Consider the following 23,542-nt stretch of genomic DNA (forward strand, 5'->3'; position numbering starts at 1 on the left):
GAGTGCGTAACCACAGCGCCCGGGCCGGCTTCCAGCTGTCCCGGGCGTTTGTCGCTTTTTTTTCCAGTGGCCGGGTGTCGCTGGAGGCAGGTTGAAAAATGGCAAAAGACTACAGCCGTACCCAGCGTATCGGCGATCAGATGCAACGCGAACTGGCTCAACTGATCCAGCGCGAGATCAAGGACCCGCGCCTGGGCCTGGTCACCATCACCGGTGTCGAGGTCAGCCGCGACGTGGCGCACGCCAAGGTGTTCATCACCGTCATGGGCCAGGACGATACCGGCAAGATCGCCCTGAACATGGAAATCCTCAACGACGCCGCCGGCTACCTGCGCATGTTGCTGGGCAAGTCGATGAAGCTGCGCAGCGTGCCGCAACTGCATTTCCACTACGACGAAAGCATCCGCCGCGGCGCCGAGCTGTCCGCGCTGATCGAACGTGCGGTGGCCGAAGACGGCCGCCGCCACGGCGACGAGACCGAGGACTGAGCGTGGCCCAGGTGAAGCGTATCCGCCGCTCCATCAGCGGCATCCTGGTGCTCGACAAGCCGCGCGGCATGAGTTCCAACCAGGCACTGCAGAAAGTCCGCTGGCTGCTCAATGCCGAGAAGGCCGGCCACACCGGCAGCCTCGACCCGCTGGCCACCGGGGTGCTGCCGCTGTGCTTCGGCGAGGCGACCAAGTTCTCCCAGTATCTTCTCGATGCCGACAAGGGTTACGAGACGGTGATGCGCATGGGCATCACCACCACCACCGGCGACGCCGAGGGCGAACTGCTCGCCGAGCGGGACGTGACCGTCGGTCGGGACGATCTCGAACAGGCCCTGCCGCGCTTCCGTGGCGACATAGAGCAGGTGCCGCCGATGTACTCGGCGCTGAAGAAAGACGGACAGCCGCTGTACAAGCTCGCCCGTGCAGGAGAGGTAGTGGAGCGCGAGGCGCGTTCTGTTACTATTACGCGCCTGGATTTGCTCTCCTTCGAGCCGCCCTGTGCGACCCTGGCCGTTTCCTGCAGCAAAGGTACCTACGTGCGTACGCTGGTGGAAGATCTCGGCCAGGTCCTGGGCTGCGGCGCGCACGTCGCGGCACTGCGGCGGACCCAGGCCGGGCCGTTCGCCCTGGCCCAGGCGATCACCCTCGAGACGCTCGAACGCGTGCATGCCGAAGGTGGTCCGGAAGCGCTGGACCAATTCCTGATGCCGGAAGACAGCGGCCTGTTGCATTGGCCGGTGTTGCAGTTGTCCGAGCACAGTGCGTACTACTGGCTGCACGGGCAGCCGGTGCGGGCCCCGGAAGCGCCGAAGTTCGGCTGGTTGCGGGTGCAGGATCACACAGGTCGTTTCATCGGTATCGGTGAAGTGACCGACGACGGGCGTATCGCCCCGCGTCGACTGATTCGGTCATAAGACCGATACGAGGGTGGCTGTCAGCAGGCACGGTCATTCCTCCTTTTAAAACACGGGAAGCGATTCCCGGCCTGTTCACTCAGAGGAAGCCCATCATGGCACTGAGCGTTGAAGAAAAAGCGCAGATCGTTAACGAATACAAGCAAGCTGAAGGCGACACCGGTTCCCCGGAAGTGCAGGTAGCCCTGCTGTCTGCCAACATCAACAAGCTGCAGGATCACTTCAAGGCCAACGGCAAGGATCACCATTCCCGCCGTGGTCTGATCCGTATGGTTAACCAGCGCCGTAAGCTGCTGGACTACCTGAAGGGCAAAGACGTGTCTCGCTACACTGCCCTGATCGGCCGTCTGGGTCTGCGTCGCTAAGCGACGCCGGTCGGCAGCTTGAAGCAAGGAGCTGGAAGTCTGGCGTCGATACCCGCACACGAGGCGGGTATCGGCGTCGGGCTTCCAGCTTCGCGCTTTCTAGGAATCGATTCGGGTCCGACTCCCGGCATTCCACCGATTTCCCCCAAGGCAACATAGAAGGTAAAGACACCGTGAACCCGGTAACCAAGCAATTCCAGTTCGGTCAGTCGACCGTCACTCTCGAGACCGGCCGTATCGCTCGCCAGGCCACCGGCGCCGTACTGGTCACCATGGACGACGTCAGCGTGCTGGTCACCGTGGTCGGCGCCAAGTCGCCGGCCGAAGGCCGCGACTTCTTCCCGCTGTCCGTGCACTACCAGGAAAAGACCTACGCCGCAGGCCGTATCCCCGGCGGTTTCTTCAAGCGTGAAGGACGTCCTTCCGAGAAGGAAACCCTGACCTCGCGCCTGATCGACCGTCCGATCCGTCCGCTGTTCCCCGAAGGTTTCATGAATGAAGTGCAGGTCGTCTGCACCGTCGTTTCCACCAACAAGAAGTCCGATCCGGACATCGCCGCGATGATCGGTACCTCCGCCGCCCTGGCGATCTCCGGCATTCCGTTCGCCGGCCCGATCGGCGCCGCCCGCGTCGGTTTCCATCCGGAAATCGGCTACATCCTCAACCCCACCTACGAGCAACTGCAGAGTTCCAGCCTCGACATGGTCGTGGCCGGTACCGAAGACGCCGTGCTGATGGTGGAGTCCGAGGCCGACGAACTGACCGAAGACCAGATGCTCGGTGCCGTGCTGTTCGCCCACGACGAGTTCCAGGCGGTGATCCGTGCCGTCAAGGAGCTGGCCGCCGAAGCTGGCAAGCCGGCCTGGGACTGGAAAGCCCCGGCGGAAAACACCGTGCTGGTCAACGCCATCAAGGCAGAGCTGGGCGAAGCGATCTCCCAGGCCTATACCATCACCATCAAGCAGGACCGCTACAACCGTCTGGGCGAGCTGCGCGACCAGGCCGTGGCCCTGTTCGCCGGCGAGGAAGAGGGCAAGTTCCCGGCTTCCGAGGTCAAGGACGTATTCGGCCTGCTGGAATACCGCACCGTTCGCGAGAACATCGTCAACGGCAAGCCGCGTATCGACGGTCGTGACACCCGTACCGTGCGTCCGCTGCGCATCGAAGTCGGCGTGCTCGGCAAGACCCACGGTTCCGCGCTGTTCACCCGTGGCGAAACCCAGGCCTTGGTCGTCGCGACCCTCGGCACCGCGCGCGATGCCCAGTTGCTGGATACCCTGGAAGGCGAGCGCAAGGACGCCTTCATGCTGCACTACAACTTCCCGCCCTTCTCGGTAGGCGAGTGCGGCCGCATGGGCAGCCCGGGTCGTCGTGAAATCGGCCATGGCCGTCTGGCCCGTCGTGGCGTCGCTGCCATGCTGCCGACCCAGGACGAGTTCCCCTACACCATTCGCGTGGTTTCCGAGATCACCGAGTCCAACGGTTCCAGCTCGATGGCCTCCGTGTGCGGCGCCTCCCTGGCTCTGATGGATGCCGGTGTGCCGGTCAAGGCGCCGGTCGCCGGTATCGCCATGGGCCTGGTCAAGGAAGGCGAGAAGTTCGCCGTCCTGACCGACATCCTCGGTGATGAAGACCACCTGGGCGACATGGACTTCAAGGTTGCCGGTACCGACAAGGGCGTCACCGCCCTGCAGATGGACATCAAGATCAACGGTATCACCGAAGAGATCATGGAGATCGCCCTGGGCCAGGCCCTGGAAGCTCGCCTGAACATCCTCGGCCAGATGAACCAGGTCATCGCCAAGCCGCGCGCCGAGCTGTCCGAGAACGCCCCGACCATGCTGCAGATGAAGATCGACTCGGACAAGATCCGCGACGTCATCGGCAAGGGCGGCGCGACCATCCGTGGTATCTGCGAAGAGACCAAGGCCTCGATCGACATCGAGGACGATGGCAGCGTGAAGATCTACGGCGAAACCAAGGAAGCCGCCGAGGCCGCCAAGCTGCGCGTCCTGGCGATCACCGCGGAAGCCGAGATCGGCAAGATCTACGTCGGCAAGGTGGAGCGCATCGTCGACTTCGGTGCCTTCGTCAACATCCTGCCGGGCAAGGACGGCCTGGTGCACATCTCGCAGATCAGCGACAAGCGCATCGACAAGGTCACCGACGTGCTGCAGGAAGGCCAGGAAGTGAAGGTCCTGGTGCTCGACGTGGACAACCGTGGCCGCATCAAGCTGTCGATCAAGGACGTGGCTGCCGCCGAAGCTTCCGGCGTGTAAGTCGAGTCGTGATCGATGAAAACAGGGCCCTCGGGCCCTGTTTTCGTTTCCGCGACACGCTTCTCGGCGAAGGGGGCGAATCCTTGCATTTTGCAAGCCCTGTCATCGCCAATTCGGCATTCTGCAACCGTCTCGCTTCCAGCTTATTTTTTAACTTATTGTTTTTAAAGGATTTTATTTTAGAGGAAAACTGGCACAGCGCTTGCGATATCTACTATGCAACTGACGCCAGGAATGGCTGCAGTTTTTCGAAATCCATAGGAGAAACCGCAATGAAATTCAGCAAACTCGCTATTGCCGCTGCTACTGCCACTGCTCTGAGCTTCTCGATGGCCAATGCGTTCGCTGCCCAGCCCATCAGCCTGGCGGCCAACGACACTATGCAGAAAACCGAAGAAGCGGTTTCCGATACCTGGATCACCAGCAAGGTGAAATCCAGCCTGATCGCCAACAAGAATGTCAGTGGCGTCGATATCAAGGTCGAGACCAACAAAGGTGTGGTTTCCCTTTCCGGCAACGTGAAGAGCGATGCCGAGCGTGACCTGGCGATCGAGACCGCCAAGGGCATCAAGGGCGTGAAAGCCGTTTCCGCCGATGGCCTGAAGTCGGTCGAGTAAGCGCCCGGGCCGAACGACCCCTTTTCCCTCGTCACCAGGAGGAAGACCGATGAATTCCGATGTGATCAAAGGTAAGTGGAAGCAACTCACCGGCAAGATCAAGGAGCGTTGGGGCGATCTGACCGACGACGATCTCCAGGCTGCCGACGGACATGCCGAATACCTGGTCGGCAAGCTGCAGGAACGCTATGGCTGGTCCAAGGAAAGGGCTGAACAGGAAGTTCGCGACTTCAGCGACCGCCTGTGAGCAGGTAGAAAGAAGCCCCGCCGGGATTGCCCGGCGGGGCTTTTTCATGGGCGCTGGATTCAGTCGCCGCGCCGGCTCTGGATGGCGCTGAGACGGTTGCCCTCGAAACGGACGAAATACAGCATGCCGTTCCATGGGCCATAGATCCATTCCTGGACCTCGACCTCGTAGCGCTTGCCCCATTCCCCGACGACCTCGCGATAACCCAGGCTGTCGCGGCTGCGTGGCTCACCGCAGCGCGCAAGGACGTCGGCGCTGCTGTCGCCGGTGCTGACCAGGCGGCTGCCGCAACGCAGCGAATCGGCCTGCGCATGTGCCAATGGCAGCAGGGACAGCAGCGCCACCAGGCCGGTACGCGGAAGCGAGCGATTCAACGCTTGAACTCGATGCGTTTCAGCTTGTTGGCTTCGAAGGTCAGGATGTAGGTCACGCCGTTGCGCGGGCCGTACACCCACTCCTCGACCTTGAATTCCCGGCGATCGTAGCTGCCCAGGGTATAGCCGACGTCGTCGCGGTGATCCGGATCGCCGCACTTTTGCTGTACTTCGAAGGCCCGGTCGCCGACGCTGACCAGCGCGCTGCCGCAACGCATGGTGTCGGCCTGCGCGCTCGCGCAGGCAAGGTAGAGCAGGGGGGCCGCGAGGGCGGCGAATCGCTTGTGCAAGGTATCACTCGCTATCCAGGTGCAATTGGGTGTCGACATTACCCTTGTCTTCGCCTTCGGCGAAACTGACGTCGATCAAGTAGATGCGATCGTCCGGCAACTGGCCTTTCTCCACCAGGTAATCCTTGATCCGGGTGGCCCGGGCCTGGCCGATCTGGCGCAGCAGCACCTGGCTCTTGGCCCAGGAAGCGATCACCGCTTCGCGCATCTTCGCGGTGCGTTCGTCGCTGTCCAGTTCTTTCCACTCGGCCGGTGGCTGCTGCTTCAGGCGGGTCCGGTAGATGCCTTCGAGCAGCGGTGCCTGCATGTTCTCCGGCACCTCGAGCTGCTTGGCGTCGCTCGGTACCTTGTCGCCGCGACGCTGGAGCATGCGGTAGTAGGTGTTCTGGTATTCCAGTTCGAGACGCTTGGCGCCGATCGAGGGACCGTCAGCCGCGGCGGAGGCCACGCCTTCCACTTCCAGGCGCAGCGCCGGCCGCTCCTTGAGCGCATCGGCGAGCTTGTCGAGGTTGGCCTGGGCTTCCGGCGTCAGCTCGTCGCTGCCCGCGGCGAAGGGGACCGTGCCGAGATCCTCGTTGCCGCCGGCGGCGAGGCCGGCGATGAACTTGAACGGCGCCTGCACGGCGCGCAGGACCAGGTTGCGCAGGGTCTGCCAGACGATCGGCATGACGCTGAACTCCGGGTTGTTCAGGTCGCCGGCCACCGGCAACTGGATATCGATGTTGCCCTTGGTGTCCTTGAGCAGGGCTACCGCCAGCTTCACCGGCAGGTCCACGGCATCCGGGCTGTCGACCTTCTCGCCGAGTTGCAGGCCTTCCAGCAGGACCTTGTTTTCCGCCTTCAGTTGGCTGCGTTCGATCTGGTAGTGCAGGTCCAGGTTGAGTCGCCCCTTGCGGATGCGGTAGCCGGCGAACTTGCCGGAATAGGGCGTCAGGGTGGTCAGCTCGACGCGCTTGAAGCTGGTGGTGATGTCGAGCTTCTTCAGCGGGTCGAATGGGTCCAGTTCGCCGGCGATGGTCACCGGTGCGTACTTGTCGACCTTGCCCTTGATGTCCACCTTGGCCGGCTGCGAGTTGCGCGTGTCGAGGGTGCCGACTTCGCCGCTGAGCTGCTGGATGGCGGTACCGAACGGCGGCATCAGGGTCAGGTCGGCGAAGTTCGCCGAGCCGTTGTTGATCCGTACGCCGCCGATGTGGATGCCCAGCGGCTTGCTCGCCGGCGCGTTCTTGCTTTCGGCGGCGGCCTTGCCGGACGAACTACCCGGTTGCGGGATGATCAGCTCGCTGACGTTGGTGCTGCGATCTTCGTTGATGATGAAGCGGGCGTAGGGCTCCTCGAAGGACACGCTCTGGATCGACAGGCTGTCCTCGTGCCGATAGGCGAGGCCGTTGAGGGTCAGCTTGGTCCATTTGACGAAGTCGCGGTCCTTGATGGTATCCAGGGTATGCAACTGGCTGACTTCGGCGCTGCCGTCGACGCTGAAGGCCAGCGGCTCGACGCTCTTCAGGTCGACCGCCAGCTCGCTGCCAAGGAAGCCGCTGCGCAGTTCCAGGCGGATGAACGGCGAGATGTAGGCCTGGGCCACGCGCAGGTCGATGTCGCGGGTACTGACCTTGAGCCTGGCGCTGACCGGGTCGAGCACCACCTGGCCGCTGGCCTGGACCTGGCCGCGGTTGCCGAGGCCGGTCTTGAGCTTGAGATCGAAGGGGGTCTTGCCGAGGCTGTCGACGTTCTGCAGGTCGAGGTCCAGCGGGCCGACTTCCAGCGGGACCTCGGTGGCCGGCTGGCGATCCACCAGGTGCGCCTTGTAGCCGCGCAACTGGGCGTCGCGCAGGACGATGTGCCAGGGCTTGGCGGGCGTCTCCGCGGCGGCTTTCGTACTTTCCGGCGGAGGCGTCTTTGCAGTGTCGGCGAGCTGTTGCGGAGAGTCGCTGGCCGCCTTGTCGATTTCCGCAGTCTTGGCCGTTTCCTGCCCGGTTGCCTTGCCGGTCTTCGGAGCCTTGCTCGTCTCTTGCTTGGCTACCTTGTCGGCAGCGCCTTCCGCGACCTTGGCGGACTCTTTGTCGTCCGTTGCCCTTTCCGTCTCGGCGACGCTGGCGTCCTTCTCCGCCGGCCTGTCCTTGGCGGGATCGGTGTTTTCCGCCGGCTTGGGTGCAGGCGCCTTGCGTGGCGGCGGAGTGAAGTCGGCGAACAGTTTCTGCCAGTCGAGCTGGCCGTCCTTCTCGCGCGCGGCCCAGGCCTCCAGGCCCTGGCTGCGGACTTCGCCGAGCACCACTTCCTGCTTGGCCAGGTCCAGGGTGGTAGCGGCCACGTCGAGGCTGGCGAGCTTGGCCAGCGGCTTGCCCTGGGGCGAATTGATGCTGAAGTCTGCGAGTTTCAGCGCGGCCTTGTCGAGCAGCAGCTGGGTGTCCTTGGACAGGTCCAGGCGATAGTCGCTGGAGAGGCTGACCACGCCGTTCTCCAGCACCAGCGGGGCATTGTCGCGGACATAGGGCCACCAGGCCTTGAGCTGGATATCCTTGACGCTCAGGTGGCCCCTGGACGTGATCGGCACCAGGGTCAGGTCGCCTTCCCAGTCGAGGCGGCCGCCGTTCGGGCCGGTGGCGACCAGGGTCATCTTCGCGCCGTCGTCGGGCAGGGTGCTGAGGTTGTGCAGCTCGAAGCCCAGCGGATCGAAGCTGAAGTCCACCGGCTCGCTCGGTCGCAGGTCCTGGAAGTGCAGGCTGCCCTCGGCCAGTTGGATGCGGTCGATGCGCAGCGGGAACGGATCGCTCGGCTGTTCAGGCTCGGGCGCTTCGCTCGGCGGGATCCTGAACAGGCTGGCCAGGTTGAGCTGGCCCTTCTCGTCGAACAGCAGTTCGGTATGCGGACCTTCCAGCTCGACGTCGGCCAGGTGCAACTGGCGTTTCCACAGGCTGTCCAGCTGCAGGTTGGCGTACAGCCGGCGGAAGGCGAGCTGGGGGGGCTTCTCGTCGCCCAGGCGCAGACCCCAGAGGGTCAATTCCAGGCTGAAGGGGTTGAATTCGATACGTTCGAGACGTGCGGGGACGGTGGCGTATTGCGCCAGTTGCTGGTTGGCGACGCGCAGCCCGATGCCGGGTATGAGCAGGAAGCCCAGCAGGCAATAGACGAGGAAGGTGATCAGCAGGGCGCTGACAGCGCGTTTCAGTCCTTTGGGCATGGCTCTCTTTCGTTTTCCGTTCTAAGCGGTGCGTTGGAGTATGGCACGGCCTCAAGGTTCCGACCGTGATTCGCGCCGTTTCAGAGCCTTTGGACGGGTATTCTTGCTGTCACGGCACGAAAGTTCAGTGACTCACCGGCGGCAGCCCCATGCGCCGACAGGCTCGATGCATCGAAGCGTTGCGCACCGCCCAGCGCAGCAAGGGGACGCTGCGCCTGACGCTGCCGCGGATCAGGCGGCGTTGCAGCGGACTGAACGGGAGGTCGAGCATCGATCCGGCCCATTCCGGCAACAGCTCGGCGCCTGCGCGCAGCATCAGCGCGCCGAACGGCCTGGCCAGGGTGCTGGGCGCCGGCGCGTTGAAGAGAATCCGCACCACTTCGCGGGTGCGTTCGTCGCAACGCAGTCGCGGACGCATGGCCTCCAGGTAGGTGGCGATCTGCTGGCGGTCGCGTGGCACCGCACGGGCGCCGAGGCGTTCGGCGACCAGGGCGATTTCCGAGTAGTAACGGTCCTGCTCGCTGCCCGGCAGGTCGGGATTGAGATAGCGCAGGTAGGACTTGAGAAAGCTGCTGACCTCGGCGACATGCACCCAGGTCAGCAGGTCCGGGTCGCTGGCGGAGTAGGGCGTGCCGTCGGGCAACTGGCCGATGACGCTTTCGTGGATGCGCCGGACCCGCTCGATCAGTCGCTCGGCATCGGCCAGCGGGCCGTAGGTGGTGGCCGAGATGAACTGGCCGGTACGACGCAGGCGCCCGAGCAGGTCGTCGCGGAAATTGGAGTGGTCCCACACCCCCGCCAGGGCCAGCGGATGGAGCATCTGCAGGAGCAGCGCGCCGATGCCGCCGATCATCATGCTGCTGAAGTCGCCGTGGACCTTCCAGCAGGCGGCGTCGGGGCCGAACAGGCCCGGATCGCCTTTCGGCGATTCGAAGTCGACACCGCCGACGGCGAGCCCGGTAAGGCTCAGCACCTGGCTTTCGATATGGCGACGGACGCTTTCCATGGGGGGGCTCGCTACGACGGGGCAGGCACGAGCTTAACCCAGGCGCCGGAGCGACTGGAACCGTCCCGCGCCGCAGGGCGGCGGGACGGTTGCGCGGGTCAGCGGTTGAGGCGGTTGTCGATCAACCCCTGCACCACTCCCGGATCGGCCAGGGTCGAGGTATCGCCGAGACTGTCCAGCTCGTTGCAGGCGATCTTGCGCAGGATACGCCGCATGATCTTGCCGGAGCGGGTCTTCGGCAGGCTGGGCGCCCATTGCAGGTGATCCGGCTTGGCGAAGCTGCCGATCTCCTTGCCGACCAGGGCCAGCAATTCCTGTTGCAGCGCCTCGCTGGGCTGACTGCCGGCCATCAGGGTGACGAACGCGTAGATGGCCTGGCCCTTCACGTCATGCGGGCAGCCGACCACCGCCGCCTCGGCCACCGCATCGTGCAGGACCAGCGCGCTCTCGACCTCGGCGGTGCCGATCCGGTGTCCGGAGACATTGATCACGTCGTCGACCCGGCCGGTGATCCAGTAGTAGCCGTCCTCGTCGCGGCGCGCGCCGTCGCCGCTGAAGTAATACCCGGGGTAGGGCTTGAAGTAGGTGTCGATCATCCGCTGGTGGTCGCCGTAGACGCTGCGGATCTGACTCGGCCAACTGGCCTTGATCGCCAGTACGCCGCTGCCCGCGCCGTCGATTTCCTTGCCTTTCTCGTCGAGCAGCACGGGTTGCACGCCGAAGAACGGGCGGGTCGCCGAGCCTGGCTTTAGCGCAGTGGCGCCGGGCAACGGGGTGATCAGGATGCTGCCGGTCTCGGTCTGCCACCAGGTATCGACGATGGGGCAGCGCTTCTCGCCGACCACCTGGTAGTACCACTCCCAGGCTTCCGGGTTGATCGGCTCGCCCACCGAGCCGAGCAGGCGCAGGCTGCTGCGCGAGGTCTGGCGGACCGGGGCGTCGCCTTCGCGCATCAGCGCGCGGATCGCGGTCGGCGCGGTGTAGAAGATATTCACCTGGTGCTTGTCGATCACCTGCCAGAAGCGCGAGGCGTCCGGGTAGTTGGGCACGCCCTCGAACATCAGGGTGGTGGCGCCGTTGGCCAGCGGGCCGTAGACGATATAGCTGTGTCCGGTGACCCAGCCGACGTCGGCGGTGCACCAGTAGACGTCGCCATCGTGGTAGTCGAACACGTACTTGTGGGTCATCGCCGCGCCGAGCAGGTAGCCCCCGGTGGTGTGCAACACGCCCTTCGGCTTGCCGGTGCTGCCGGAAGTATAGAGGATGAACAGCGGGTCCTCGGCGTCCATCGCTTCCGCCGGGCAGTCGGCTGAGGCCGCGTGGAGCGCCTTGTGGTACCAGATGTCGCGGCCTTCGACCCAGGGTATGTCGCCCTGGGTGCGCTCGACCACCACCACGGTGGAGACGTCCGGACAGTCCTTCAGTGCCTTTTCCACATTCTGCTTCAGCGGGATGTACTTGCCGCCGCGCACGCCCTCGTCGGCGGTGATCACGGTGCGGCAGTCGGCATCGAGGATGCGGTCGCGCAGCGAGTCCGGCGAGAAGCCGCCGAACACCACCGAGTGCACCGCCCCGATGCGGACGCAGGCGAGCATGGCGTAGGCGGCCTCGGGAATCATCGGCATGTAGATGCAGACCCGGTCGCCCTTTTCCACGCCGCGGCTCTTCAGCACGTTAGCCAGGCGGCAGACGTTGTGGTGCAGCTTGCGGTAGGTGATGTGCGCGGATTCGCTGGGGTTGTCGCCTTCCCAGACGATCGCGATCTGTTCGCCGCGGCGTTCCAGGTGGCGGTCGATGCAGTTGTAGGCGACGTTCAACTGGCCGCCCTTGAACCAGGTGGCCTGGCCTTTCCTCAGGTCGCCGTGGTGGACGCTGTGCCAGGGCTTGAACCAATCGAGGAAGGCCTTGGCCTGCTCGCCCCAGAACTCGTCGGGGTTCTCGACGGATTGGCGGTACAGGCGCTGGTAGTCGTCGTCGTTCAGGTAGGCACGCTGGCGGACGGCGTCCGGCACCGGGTGGACGCTGATCTCGAACATGGCGGTTTCCTTTGTTTTTCTGCTCCGCAAGGTGTCGAGAGACCGCACGCGGCCCCTCTTCAGGTTCGACCAAGGGTGGGCCAGGCGAGTGCCATGTTCAAGTGCCAAAGGCGCGAGCGGGGAAGGCGCCGGGGTCAATCGCAGGGCGGAATGAAAAAGCCCGGCCTAGGGCCGGGCTTTGGGGAGAGGCGGATCAGCCGCGATGGCGGCCGCGGAAGAAGTCGATCAGGCCTTGGGTCGAGGCGTCCTCGGCCGAGGTTTCCTCGCTGCCGACCAGACGCGAATAGACACCCTTGCCGAGTTCCTTGCCAAGCTCCACGCCCCATTGGTCGAAGGCGTTGATGCCCCAGAGGATGCTCTGTACGTAGACCTTGTGCTCGTACATGGCGATCAGCGCGCCGAGGCGGCGGGCGCTGATGCGCTCGACCACCAGGGTGTTGCTCGGTCGGTTGCCCGGGATCACCTTGTGCGGCGCCAGGCGCTGCACTTCGGCTTCCGGCAGGCCCTTGGCGCGCAGTTCGGCCTCGGCCTCCTCGCGGCTCTTGCCGAGCATCAGCGCCTGGCTCTGCGACAGGCAGTTGGCGTACAGCCACTGGTGATGGTCGGCCACCGGGTTGTAGCTGCTCACCGGGACGATGAAGTCCGCCGGGATCAACTGGGTGCCCTGGTGCAGCAACTGATGGTAGGCGTGCTGGCCGTTGCAGCCGACACCACCCCAGATCACCGGCCCGGTGCCGCTGGTGACCGGCGTACCGTCCTGGCGCACGCTCTTGCCGTTGGATTCCATGTCCAGTTGCTGCAGGTGGTCGGTGATATTCCGCAGATAGTAGTCGTAGGGCAGGATCGCGTGGCTGTTCGCGCCCCAGAAGTCGCCGTACCAGACGCCGAGCAGGCCGAGCAGCACCGGGATGTTGCGTTCGAACGGCGCGGTCTGGAAGTGCTGGTCCATGTTGTAGGCACCGGACAGCAGCTCCTTGAAGTTGGAGATGCCGATGGACATGGCGATCGGCAGGCCGATGGCCGACCACAGCGAGTAGCGGCCGCCGACCCAGTCCCACATGGGGAAGATGTTTTCTTCGCGGATGCCGAAGGCGATCGCGGCTTCCTTGTTGCTGGAGACGGCGATGAAATGGCGGTAGAGCTCTTCCTCGGTGCCGCCCTGGGCCAGGTACCAGGCGCGTGCGGCCTGGGCGTTCTTCAGGGTTTCCAGGGTCCCGAAGGACTTGGAGGAAACGATGAACAGGGTGGTCTCGGCGTTCAGGCGGCTGGCCAGTTCATGGAACTCGCTACCGTCGATGTTCGCCAGGTAGTGGCAGCGCACGCCTTTCTGGGCGAACGGCAGCAAGGCTTCGGATACCAGTTGCGGGCCGAGGAAGGAGCCGCCGATGCCGATGTTCACCACGTCGGTGATCGGCTTTTCGGTATAGCCGCGCCACAGGCCGTTGTGCACGTAGCCTACCAGCTCGGTCATCTGGTGCAGGACGCGGTGGACTTCCGGCATCACGTCGACGCCATCGACCAGCACCTTGTCGCCGATCGGTCGACGCAGCGCGGTATGCAGTACCGGCCGGCGCTCGGAGGCATTGATCGCCTCGCCGTCGAACATCGCCCGGATCGCGTCGCTCAGCCGTGCTTCCTCGGCCAGCTTCACCAGCAGGTCGATGGTGTCCTGGCGAATCAGGTTCTTCGAGAAGTCGAGGAACAGCCCACAGGCGCTGAAGGAAAACCGCTTGAAGCGCTCCGGATCGTCGATGAACGCCTGGCGCATCCTGAAGTCCTGCAGTTCCTGGCGATGGGCGGCCAGGGCGCGCCAACTGTCGAGTTGCGTGGCATCCAGCGGAGTGAGGTGGTGCTTCATGGCTGACCTTCTGGTTGGAATTCGATGGCGCACTTATTTGAACATGAAAAAGCCCGGATGAAACCGGGCTTTATCCAGAGGGGGCGAGGTCAGGCGACCTGTATCGGAATCGCCTCGCTGGTATGGCTGAGCTGGTTGCCCGGCGCCATGTACAGCATGCGCGGCTTGTGGCTGGCCAGTTCGGCTTCGCTGTAGTGTGCGTAGGCGCAGATGATCACGCGGTCGCCGACCTTGGCCTTGTGTGCCGCGGCGCCGTTCACCGAGATCATCTTCGAGCCGTTCTCGGCGCGGATCGCATAGGTGGTGAAGCGCTCGCCGTTGTCGACGTTGTAGATCTGGATCTGTTCGTACTCGCGGATTCCGGAGAGGTCCAGCCAATCGCCGTCGATGGCGCAGGAGCCTTCGTAGTCGAGGACGGCATGGGTGACTTCGGCGCGATGCAACTTGGCTTTGAGCATGATGGCGTGCATGGGGCGACTCCTATCGGGTCCGCGGGGGGCGGCAGAGTATGGCGAGTCCGTGGTGAGCGCTCAAGCCCCCGGGAACCGGGGGCTCGGCATGCGTCAATCGAGGTGGACTGAGAGGTTGTCGATCAGTCGGGTACTGCCCAGGTAGGCGGCGACCAGGATCACCAGTTGGCGGTCGCCGGGTACCCCGGGGCGCAGGCTGATCGGCTCGCGGATTTCCAGGTAGTCGGGGCGCAGCCCGGCCTGTTCTAGGGCCTGGCGGGCGTCGGCGAGCAATGCCGGGAAGTCCTCGGCGCCGGCGCGGATGCGTTCGCCGAGCTGCCGCAGGGTGCGGTAGATCGCCGGGGCAGCGGCGCGCTGCTGCTCGTCGAGGTAACCGTTGCGCGAGGACAACGCGAGGCCATCGGCGGCGCGCACCGTCGGCTCGCCGAAGATCTGCACCGGCAGGTTGAGGTCGCGGACCAGCTTGCGGATCACCGCCAACTGCTGGAAATCCTTTTCGCCGAACAGCGCGAGGTCCGGCTGGACCATGTTCAGCAACTTGCTGACCACGGTCGCCACGCCTTCGAAATGGCCGGGACGACTGGCGCCGCAAAGGCCTTCGGAGACGCCGGGAACATGGATGCGGGTCTGCCCGTCCATGCCGTCGGGGTACATTTCCTCGACGGTCGGGGTGAACAGCAGGTGGCAGCCGGCTTCGAGCAGGCGTTCCTGGTCGGCTGCGAGGGTTCGCGGGTATTTGTCGAGGTCTTCGCTGGGGCCGAATTGCAGCGGGTTGACGAAGATGCTGACGACCACGAAGTCGGCGCGTTCGCCGGCTTTCTTTACCAGCGCGGCATGGCCGGCGTGGAGGTTGCCCATGGTCGGCACGAAGCCGATGCGCTTGCCTTCGCTGCGGGCGCGCGCCACCGCGGCGCGCAGTTCACGGACGGTCTTGACGGTGTTCATGCGTTGAATCCGTGTTCGGCGGTGGGGAAGGACACGTCCTTGACGGCGCGGACGTAGGCCGCGATGGCGGCTGGGATGCTCTCCTGGCCTTGCATGAAATCCTTGACGAACTTGGGCGAGCGGCCGGTCAGCGAGAGACCCAGCATGTCGTGCATGACCAGCACCTGGCCATCGGTCGCCGCACCGGCGCCAATCCCGATCACCGGGATCTTCACCGCCTGGGTGATCTCTTCGGCCAGCACGCTGGGCACGCACTCCAGCAGCAGCATGGCGGCGCCGGCCTGCTCCAGGGCGATGGCATCGGCGCGCAACTGGCGCGCCTGGGTTTCCTGGCGGCCCTGGACCTTGAAGCCGCCGAACAGGTTGACCGCCTGGGGGGTCAGGCCGAGATGCGCGCAGACCGGCACGCCCATCTGTGCCAGGCGGGCGATCGGCTCCGCCAGCCAGGCCCCACCCTCCAGCTTGACCATGTGTGCGCCGGCCTGCATCAGGCGGACCGCGTCGGCAAGGGTCTGGGCCACGGAATGGCTGGATTCGAAGGCCAGGTCGGTGACGATCAGGGAACCTTTGTTACCGCGTTTCACGCAGGCCGTGTGATAGGCCATTTCCTCGTTGCTGACCGGCAGGGTGCTGTCGTGACCCTGCAATACCATTCCGAGCGAATCTCCGACCAGAAGCACGTCCACGCCGGCCTGGCTGGCGGTGTGGGCGAAGGTGGCGTCGTAGCAGGTCAGCATGGCGATCTTCTCGCCGCTCTGCTTCAACCCTTGCAGGGTGGTCAGGGTTACATCAGGCATGGAAAGGCTCCTCGTTGGGCCGGTGATGAGCCGGCGCGGGGCAAACGGCCACTTATAGTCCGGATGGGGTGGCTCGAAGTCAATTGCAGGTGTTACCGCATTGTTACGGCGTTACTGCCACTGCCGAACGCCGCGCCGCCTGCGGTTGCGCGCGCAGTGTACGCCCATCCGCGGCGTCCTTCGTCAGCTTTTCGGTAACAGTGTGAAGAGCCCGCCGCGAGGTATCCGCGCAGCGGCGGGCAGGCAGGGTCAGGCGCCCGGAAGGCGTTCGATGCCCTCGAACGGACAGGCCGCGAGCAGCTCCGGTAGGTGGCGGCCATCGGGCAGGCGCAGGTCGGGGGCGAGATCGGCGAGGGGATAGAGCACGAAAGCGCGCGCCTGCATGTGGTAGTGCGGCACCTTCAGGCGCGGCAGGTCGAGCAATTGTTCGCCGAACAGCAGGATGTCCAGGTCGAGCGTGCGCGGACCCCAGCGCAGGTCGCGGACGCGCCCCTGTTCCAGTTCGATGGCCTGCAGGGCGTCGAGCAGGTCGAGCGGCGCCAGGTTGGTGTCGAGGGCCGCCACGCCGTTGACGAAGCGCGGCTGGTCGGCGGGGCCGAGCGGGTCGCTGATATAGAGCGGCGAGACGGCGACCAGGCGGGTCTCGGGAAGCCGCTCGAAGGCATCGAGGGCAGCCTGGATCTGCTCGCGCGGTTCGGCCAGGTTGCTGCCCAGCGCCACGTAGACGCGCTGGATCATTCGCCGCTTCCGCCGCTGCCTTCCTTGCGCGGCCCGCGGCGCCGACGGCCGCTGTTGCCGCCGCGGCGACGCTTGCGCGGGGCGCTGCCGTCTTCCTGGCTGACCAGGTCGCGGATCATGTTGCGCCGCTCGCTGTCGCTGACTTCCTGGTAATCGGTCCACCATTGGCCGAGTCCTTCGGTTTCCTCGCCGGCACTTTCGCGCAGCAGGAGGAAGTCGTAGCCGGCGCGGAAGCGCGGGTTTTCCAGGAGCAGGTCGGCGCGCTTGCCCTGGCGTCGCGGCAGACGTTCCTGCATATCCCATATCTCGCGGATCGGCAGGGTGAAACGCTTGGGAATGGCAATCCGCTGGCACTGTTCGCTGATCAGTTCGTGGGCGGCTTCCTGCATCGCCGGGATGGCCGGCATGCCTTTCTCCTGCAACTGCGCGACGCGCGCCGGCAGGGCCGGCCAGAGCAGTGCGGCGAAGAGGAAGGCCGGGGTTACCGGCTTGCCCTGGCGAATTCGCGCATCGGTATTGGCCAGGGCCTGGCGGATCAGCTTGCCGGTGTAGTCGGGGTTGGCCTGCAGTGCCTTGGCGCTGGCCGGGAACAGCGGCGCGAACAGTTCGTACTCGACCAGCAGTTCGAAAGTGCGCTCGGCCCGGCCGGCGAGGAACAGCTTGAGCACCTCGTCGAACAGGCGCGCCGAAGGGATTTCCCGCAGCAGCGGGGCCAGCCGGCGAATCGGCGCGGCGCTGTGCTTTTCGATCTCGAAGTCGAGCTTGGCGGCGAAACGTACCGCCCGCAGCATCCGCACCGGGTCTTCCAGATAACGCTGCTCCGGATCGCCGATCAGGCGGATCAGGCGATTGCGGATGTCGTGAACGCCATTGGCGTAGTCCAGCAGCCGCTCGCTGGTGACGTCGAAGTACAGGGCATTGATGGTGAAGTCGCGGCGCTGGGCGTCGTCTTCCAGGCTGCCATAGACGTTATCGCGCAGGATGCGGCCGCTTTCGTTGCTGGACGCGCGGCTATCGCCATCGTCCTGGCCTTCCGGATGATGGGCGCGGAAGGTGGCGACCTCGATGATCTCGCGGCCGAAGTGCACGTGTACCAGTTTGAAGCGGCGGCCGATGATCCGCGCGTTGCGGAATTCGGCGCGGACCTGCTCCGGCGTGGCGCTGGTGGCGACATCGAAGTCCTTGGGAGCGATGCCGAGCATCTGGTCGCGTACGCAGCCCCCGACCACGTAGGCCTGGTAGCCGGCCCGCTGGAGGATCTCGACGACCTTGACGGCGTTCCGGCTGAACTGGTCCCGGCGCAGGGAGTGCTGGTTGTTACCGATGACTTCCGGGGTTGTACGGACGGCGCGCGGACGGCGCAGGGGGGAACGAATGGTCTGGATCAGCTTTTTCAGCATGGATGTGTTATCGGGAGCACGATGTGGGTGATTGCACGCCTGCGTTGCTCAAACAGGACGGACGTCGGGTAATGCTGCGGCATTATCAGGACCTCTCGGGCGAGGCGTGTTCTGTACCCGTTGAATGTTTGGCCCCGCGACGCACAGGGCGTCCCGGGCGCCGGAACCGACTGCGCCATGCATCCTGACAGAAACGAACAGGGGCCGTACATCCTGTTCCCGCGAAGCGGGAGAGGGCCGGGAAGGCTGCGGTGAATCTGGCAAGGCATGCGGATGGCCGCATAGTCTGCGCGGATTCTAGCATTGGATGGGGAAATGGTGTAAGGCGAAGGAAAAACGGGAAAAACGGAGGGAGGGGTGAAGCTACTGGGGGAGCCGAAGCTCCCCCCCAAGTAGGTGCGTGCTTTGTTTTTATTATGATTTCGGGCTTGTTGTTTTTGTTTGTCGACCCGTCCCTTGAGCCAGTCGCTTCAGGGATATCTCCCAGGCTGGGAGTTCAATAGCAAACGGATTGCTTTGGTCGCTGATGCTGCCATGATCGTCGAGCGATCCAACCAGTCTGTGCGCTGCCTCGAGGCAGTTTTATTCTTCTTCCGACTGGCTGCGGGACGGGTCCCGACAGCAACTCCTCTCCAAAAGAATCAGTTAGCTGCGCCTCCGCGATTTTGTTTTTGTTGTGCTGGAGTCGTTACGTGTTGTTTTTATTGTCTTCGTCGTTGCTTGTTATTGTTGTTGTGCCAATACATAAGCAGATGCCGTGCCAGTTTTTCGAAACCCAGTAAAATCAAGGGGTTGAGGTTTTCGGTGGGTCGGCGGAGGGCACAAAAAAACCGGGTTCCCGTTACCGATGAACCCGGTTTCTGTTACGCGGTACGTCTGCGGTAACAGGTTGCAGGGTGTTACGAGTCGGCCGAGGCCCCTGATTTGCGTCGCGGAATGCCCAGGCGCTGGCGGCGTTCCCACAGGCATTTGCGGCTGATGCCCAGCTTGCGGGCCAGCTCGGTCTCGGTCATGTGGTCCTGGTGCTCGAGGACGAAGTGCTGGAAGTAGTCTTCCAGCGAAAGGTCCTCGGTGGGCTCGTGGTTGCTGGCCGCGGCGCCCGCCGGGCCGAGGCCGAGGTCGGCGGCGAAGTCGTCCTCGAGGTCGTCCAGCTCGATGTCGATACCCAGCAGGTCGGCGTGGATTTCCTGGCTCTCGCTGAGGATCACCGCCCGCTCGATGGCGTTTTCCAGCTCGCGCACGTTGCCCGGCCATGGGTAATGGCGGATCGCCTGTTCGGCGTCGTGGGCGAAGCTGAGCGGCGCGCGCCCCATCCGGGTGCACTGGCGAGCCAGAAAGGCGCGGGCGATCTCCATCACGTCGTTGCCACGCTCGCGCAGGGCGGGCAGCTTCAGCGAGATCACATGCAGGCGGTAATAGAGGTCTTCGCGGAATTGCCCGGTCTTGGCCAGGGTCTTCAGGTCGCGGTGGGTGGCGGCGATCAGGCGCACGTCGACCTTCTGCGATTGCACCGAGCCGACCCGGCGGATCTCGCCTTCCTGCAATACGCGCAGCAGGCGGGCCTGGGCCTCCAGCGGCAGTTCGCCGATCTCGTCGAGGAACAGGGTGCCGCCGTCGGCCGCTTCGACCAGCCCGGCGCGCCCGGCGCTGGCACCGGTGAAGGCGCCTTTTTCATGGCCGAACAGCTCGGATTCGATCAGGGTTTCCGGAATCGCCGCACAGTTCACCGAGATCAGCGGCGCCTTGGCGCGCTTCGACAGGTTGTGCAGGGCGCGGGCGACCAGTTCCTTGCCGGTGCCGGACTCGCCCTGGATCAGTACCGTGGAGTCGGTCGGCGCGACCTTGCGAATCTTGCTGTACAGCTCTTGCATCGGCGCACAGGAGCCGATGATGCCTATCTCGCCGTCGGCTGCCGCCGGGCTGGCGCCGCGCTCGCCGCCGGCCTTGCCGCCGTTGGCGGAGACCGGGGCCGCGCTGCGGTTCTCCTGGCGGTCCTTGAGGATGCGCGCCACGGCCTGGAGCATTTCGTCGTGGTCGAAAGGCTTGGCGATGTAGTCCACCGCGCCCATCTTCATCGAATCCACCGCCGAACGCAGGCTGGCGTAGCTGGTCATGATCAGCACCGGAATGCCTTCGGCGAGCTTGATCAGTTCGGTGCCGGGGGCGCCCGGCAGGCGCAGGTCGCTGACCACCATGTCGAAGGAGGGGATGGTGTAGCGCTCCTGGGCTTCCTGCACCGAGCCGGCTTCGCTGACCTGGTACTGGTTGCGCTCCAGCAGGCGTCGCAATGCAGATCGGATAATGGTTTCGTCTTCGACGATCAGAATATGTGCCATGTATTCAGCTCTCTCGACGTGCTCGTCTACAGCTCGGCCGTCGGGCCAGGGTGCCGCGGCAGGGTCACGCGGAAGCGGGTGCCGCCTTCTCGCTGGTGATCCGTCGGGCTCTCGATGGTTATCTGTCCATAATGCTCTTCCACGATCGAATAGACCAGTGCGAGGCCGAGCCCGGTCCCCTTGCCGGGGTCCTTGGTGGTGAAGAACGGTTCGAACAACTGGTCCATGATCGCCTTCGGAATGCCGCTGCCCTCGTCCTCGACGACCAGGTCCACGGTATGTTCCGAGGCTTCGCTGCGGACCCGGATCGCGCCGCCCGGCGGGCTGGCGTCGCGAGCATTGGAGAGCAGGTTGATCAGCACCTGGGCCAGGCGCTGCGAGTCTCCCTCGACCCAGTGCGCCGGATCGCAGAGGTTGAAGAACTCTACTTCGACGCTACGCCGGTTCAGCGACAGCAGTCCGATGGCTTCCTGGGCGACTTCGCTCAGGCACACCGGTTCCAGGGCCTGTAGGTGGCTGCCGGAGTGGGCGAAGCTCATCAACGACTGGACGATGCGCGATACGCGCTTGGTCTGGTCGAGGATCTGCTCGCTGATCTCGGTCAGCTCGCCGTCGCCTTCGCGTTCCTCGCGCAGGTTCTGCGCCAGGCAGGCGATGCCGGTGATCGGATTGCCGATCTCGTGGGCTACCCCGGCGGCAAGGCGGCCGATGGAAGCCAGGCGCTCGGAGTGGACCAGCTTGTCTTCCAGCAGTTGGGTTTCGGTGAGGTCTTCCACCAGTAGCACCAGGCCGCTGTTACCCGGCGCCAGGGGTTCCTCGATGGCCGCCTTGTGCAGGTTCAGCCAGCGGGTGTGGCCGTCGTAGACCAGGCGCTGTTTGTGCAGGTGCTCGTCGGGGGCGTCGATGAAGCGTTCCAGCAGGCCCTTCCAGGGTTCGGGCAAGGCCGACAGGCGCGAACCGACGACCTTCTGCGCGCCGACCCCGGTGAGTTCCTCGATGGCGCGGTTCCACATCAGCACTTCCTGGTCCTTGGCCAGGGAGCAGACGCCCATCGGCAGGTCTTGCAGGGTCTGCCGGTGGTAGCGGCGCAGGGTGTCGAGTTCGGCAGCCAGGCCGGTCAGCCGGGAGTGATAGTCCTCCAGGCGGCTCTCGATGAAGTGGATGTCCTCGGTGACATAGCTTTCTTCGCTGGTCTTGTAGGGAAGGAAGGTCTCCACGATGTCCTGGGCGACACTGGGTCCCATCAGCCCGGAAAGGTTCGCCTCGATGCGGTCGCGCAAGCGACGCAGGGCATAGGGGCGACGTTCGTCGAAGGGCAGGTGGAGATCGCGCAGGGCCTGCTCGACCTCCTTCTGCGCGGTCTTGGCGCCCAGCGGCTTGGCCAACTGGCTGGCGAACTCCTGCGGCGAGCCGGCGAACAGTTCGCGGCGTTGCGGACGGCGTACGTTGTCCACCGCGCAGGCCTCGGCGGCGCCTTTTTCCTCGTCGCTGGCCTCGGTGAACAGCGAGACCAGGGTGAATACCAGCACGTTGGCCGCCAGCGAGGACAGCGCCGCCAGGTGCCAGTTGGAGTCGTCCAGCACGTAGATCACGTCGAACAGCGGCAGGTACAGGCCCTGTACGTTCCCCATCAGGGGCAGCAGCATGGTGATCGCCCAGACCAGCATGCCGGCGATCAGCCCGGAGATGAAGCCGCGGCGGTTGGCGGTCGGCCAGTACAGCACCGAGAGGGCGCCGGGAAGGAATTGCAGGGTGGCGACGAAGGACACTATGCCCAGGTTGGAGAGGTCCTGTTCGGCGCCCAGCAGCAGGTAGAAGGCGTAGCTGGCCATTATGATGGCGACGATCAGCAGGCGCCGGGTCCATTTCAGCCAGCGGTAGATGTTGCCCTGCGCCGGCGGCTGGTAGAGCGGCAGCACCAGGTGGTTGAGGACCATTCCCGAGAGCGCCAGGGTCATCACGATGGTCAGCCCGCTGGCGGCGGAGATGCCGCCGATGAAGGCGGCCAGGGCCAGGGCCGGGCTGTCCACCGCCAGGCCGAGGCCGATGGTGTAGTACTCCGGTGTGGTCGAGGCGCCGAGGCGCAGCCCGGCCCAGAGGATCGGCGGTACCGCAAGGCTCATCAGCAGCAGGAACAGCGGCAGGCCCCAGCTGGCGGAAATCAGCGCGCGCGGGTTGAGGTTCTCGGTGAAGATCATGTGGAACATGTGCGGCATCACGATGGCCGCGGCGAAGAACACCAGCAGCAGCGTTCGCCATGGACCCTCGGCCAGCGGCGTGTGCAGGGTGGTCAGCGCGGTCTGGTTCTGCAGCAGCCAGACTTCCAGGCCTTCCGGCCCGCCGAAGACGCCGTACAGGGCGTAGAGGCCGATACTGCCGAGCATCACCAGCTTGACCAGCGACTCGAAGGCGATGGCGAACACCAGTCCCTCGTGGCGTTCGCGGGTGGCGATGTGGCGAGCGCCGAAGAGGATCGCGAACAGGGTGATCAGGGTGCAGAAGACGAATGCGACCCGCTCCTGGGCCGGGTCGCGGGTGAGAATGCTGATCGAGTCGGTGACCGCCTGGATCTGCAGGGCCAGCATCGGCAGCACGCCGATCAGCATGAACAGCGTGGTCAGGGCGCCGGCCCAGGTACTGCGGAAACGGAAGGCGAAGAGGTCGGCCAGCGAGGACAGCTGGTAGGCGCGTGTCACCCGGAGGATCGGATAGAGCAGCACCGGGGCGAGCAGGAAGGCCCCGGAAATCCCCAGGTAGATGGCGAGGAACCCATAGCCGTACTGGTAGGCCAGGCCTACCGTGCCGTAGAACGCCCAGGCACTGGCGTAGACGCCCAGCGACAGGGTGTAGACCAGCGGGTGGCGTACCAGCCGGCGCGGCACGTAGCCGCGCTCGGTGATCCAGGCGATGCCGAAGAGGGTGGAGAGGTAGGCGACGCTGATCAGGATCAGCTGGGTCAGGCTAAAGCTCGTCAGCATCGCGCTGGCTCTGCAGGATGAAAGTGACCACGATGAGGATCAGCCACAGCAGGTACGGGCGGTACCAGGCGCCGTTGGGGTCGATCCACCAGTCCATGATGGCGGGGGAAAAGAGATAGATGCCCACGACCAGGAGCAGGACCAGTCGGTAGATGTACATGCCGCTTCCCTCATGCTTGGGCCGGCAGGCTACAGGCTGCGGGTGGGTGCCGGCAAGCCG

20 protein-coding genes are annotated in these 23,542 nt (G+C 64.8%); 6 read left to right on the forward strand and 14 right to left on the reverse strand.

All coding sequences use genetic code 11. The features are described 5' to 3' along the window. The first annotated feature begins 98 nt into the window (after positions 1-98). The 6 genes from rbfA (at position 99) to FOC67_RS00665 (ending at position 4,913) form a co-directional block, all read left to right on the forward strand. Positions 99-488 (forward strand): 30S ribosome-binding factor RbfA, encoded by a 390-nt coding sequence (gene rbfA, locus FOC67_RS00640; RefSeq protein WP_009314247.1) that lies wholly within the window; start codon positions 99-101, stop codon positions 486-488. Positions 489-490: 2 nt separating this feature from the next. Further along, positions 491-1,405 (forward strand): tRNA pseudouridine(55) synthase TruB, encoded by a 915-nt coding sequence (gene truB, locus FOC67_RS00645; RefSeq protein WP_003100522.1) that lies wholly within the window; start codon positions 491-493, stop codon positions 1,403-1,405. A gap of 95 nt (positions 1,406-1,500) precedes the next feature. Next, positions 1,501-1,770 (forward strand): 30S ribosomal protein S15, encoded by a 270-nt coding sequence (gene rpsO, locus FOC67_RS00650; RefSeq protein WP_003095184.1) that lies wholly within the window; start codon positions 1,501-1,503, stop codon positions 1,768-1,770. Positions 1,771-1,943: 173 nt separating this feature from the next. Next, positions 1,944-4,049, forward strand: coding sequence for a polyribonucleotide nucleotidyltransferase (gene pnp / locus FOC67_RS00655; protein WP_003095181.1), 2,106 nt, complete (start codon positions 1,944-1,946; stop codon positions 4,047-4,049). A gap of 272 nt (positions 4,050-4,321) precedes the next feature. Beyond that, positions 4,322-4,666: a BON domain-containing protein gene (locus tag FOC67_RS00660; protein ID WP_003095177.1), complete on the forward strand. Its 345-nt coding sequence runs from the start codon at positions 4,322-4,324 to the stop codon at positions 4,664-4,666. Between the two features lie 49 nt (positions 4,667-4,715). Beyond that, positions 4,716-4,913, forward strand: a complete 198-nt coding sequence (locus FOC67_RS00665) for a CsbD family protein (protein WP_003095174.1) — start codon at positions 4,716-4,718, stop codon at positions 4,911-4,913. Positions 4,914-4,972: 59 nt separating this feature from the next. Here the strand turns inward: FOC67_RS00665 and FOC67_RS00670 are convergent, their stop codons facing one another. The 14 genes from FOC67_RS00670 to FOC67_RS00735 all read right to left on the reverse strand — a co-directional run bounded on the left by FOC67_RS00670 (position 4,973) and on the right by FOC67_RS00735 (position 23,482). Next, positions 4,973-5,287: a DUF2845 domain-containing protein gene (locus tag FOC67_RS00670; protein WP_003095173.1), complete on the reverse strand. Its 315-nt coding sequence runs from the start codon at positions 5,285-5,287 to the stop codon at positions 4,973-4,975. Continuing rightward, positions 5,284-5,577 (reverse strand): DUF2845 domain-containing protein, encoded by a 294-nt coding sequence (locus FOC67_RS00675; RefSeq protein ID WP_003100541.1) that lies wholly within the window; start codon positions 5,575-5,577, stop codon positions 5,284-5,286. Before FOC67_RS00675 ends, FOC67_RS00670 begins: the two co-directional genes overlap by 4 nt. Before the next feature lie 4 nt (positions 5,578-5,581). Next, positions 5,582-8,758, reverse strand: coding sequence for a DUF748 domain-containing protein (locus tag FOC67_RS00680; protein ID WP_009314246.1), 3,177 nt, complete (start codon positions 8,756-8,758; stop codon positions 5,582-5,584). A gap of 124 nt (positions 8,759-8,882) precedes the next feature. Continuing rightward, positions 8,883-9,764, reverse strand: a complete 882-nt coding sequence (locus FOC67_RS00685; protein ID WP_009314245.1) for an oxygenase MpaB family protein — start codon at positions 9,762-9,764, stop codon at positions 8,883-8,885. 98 nt (positions 9,765-9,862) lie between these two features. Continuing rightward, entirely contained in the window at positions 9,863-11,800 is a 1,938-nt protein-coding gene (acs, locus tag FOC67_RS00690) for an acetate--CoA ligase (protein ID WP_009314244.1), read from the reverse strand. A 193-nt stretch (positions 11,801-11,993) separates the two neighbouring features. Further along, positions 11,994-13,658: a glucose-6-phosphate isomerase gene (gene pgi / locus FOC67_RS00695; protein WP_009314243.1), complete on the reverse strand. Its 1,665-nt coding sequence runs from the start codon at positions 13,656-13,658 to the stop codon at positions 11,994-11,996. A gap of 89 nt (positions 13,659-13,747) precedes the next feature. Continuing rightward, on the reverse strand, positions 13,748-14,128 hold the full coding sequence (gene panD, locus FOC67_RS00700; RefSeq protein WP_003095150.1) for an aspartate 1-decarboxylase: 381 nt from the start codon (positions 14,126-14,128) through the stop codon (positions 13,748-13,750). 93 nt (positions 14,129-14,221) lie between these two features. Then, positions 14,222-15,073: a pantoate--beta-alanine ligase gene (gene panC, locus FOC67_RS00705; RefSeq protein WP_003095149.1), complete on the reverse strand. Its 852-nt coding sequence runs from the start codon at positions 15,071-15,073 to the stop codon at positions 14,222-14,224. Further along, the gene (panB, locus tag FOC67_RS00710; RefSeq protein ID WP_009314242.1) at positions 15,070-15,870 is read right to left on the reverse strand and encodes a 3-methyl-2-oxobutanoate hydroxymethyltransferase; all 801 of its coding nucleotides are present in this window, start codon (positions 15,868-15,870) and stop codon (positions 15,070-15,072) included. Before panB ends, panC begins: the two co-directional genes overlap by 4 nt. 249 nt (positions 15,871-16,119) lie before the next feature. Beyond that, on the reverse strand, positions 16,120-16,608 hold the full coding sequence (folK, locus tag FOC67_RS00715; protein ID WP_003095144.1) for a 2-amino-4-hydroxy-6-hydroxymethyldihydropteridine diphosphokinase: 489 nt from the start codon (positions 16,606-16,608) through the stop codon (positions 16,120-16,122). Next, the gene (locus FOC67_RS00720; RefSeq protein ID WP_003095142.1) at positions 16,605-18,008 is read right to left on the reverse strand and encodes a polynucleotide adenylyltransferase PcnB; all 1,404 of its coding nucleotides are present in this window, start codon (positions 18,006-18,008) and stop codon (positions 16,605-16,607) included. Before FOC67_RS00720 ends, folK begins: the two co-directional genes overlap by 4 nt. Positions 18,009-18,907: 899 nt before the next feature. Further along, complete coding sequence (gene cbrB / locus FOC67_RS00725) at positions 18,908-20,344, reverse strand: two-component system response regulator CbrB (RefSeq protein WP_003095138.1); 1,437 nt, start codon at positions 20,342-20,344, stop codon at positions 18,908-18,910. Positions 20,345-20,370: 26 nt separating this feature from the next. After that, complete coding sequence (gene cbrA, locus FOC67_RS00730; protein WP_003095132.1) at positions 20,371-23,322, reverse strand: two-component system sensor histidine kinase CbrA; 2,952 nt, start codon at positions 23,320-23,322, stop codon at positions 20,371-20,373. After that, on the reverse strand, positions 23,306-23,482 hold the full coding sequence (locus FOC67_RS00735) for a hypothetical protein (protein WP_003095129.1): 177 nt from the start codon (positions 23,480-23,482) through the stop codon (positions 23,306-23,308). The genes cbrA and FOC67_RS00735 overlap by 17 nt, the downstream gene beginning before the upstream one ends. Between the last annotated feature and the right edge of the window lie 60 nt (positions 23,483-23,542).

This window comes from Pseudomonas sp. FDAARGOS_761, from assembly GCF_013343155.1.
GTDB lineage: Bacteria > Pseudomonadota > Gammaproteobacteria > Pseudomonadales > Pseudomonadaceae > Pseudomonas > Pseudomonas aeruginosa.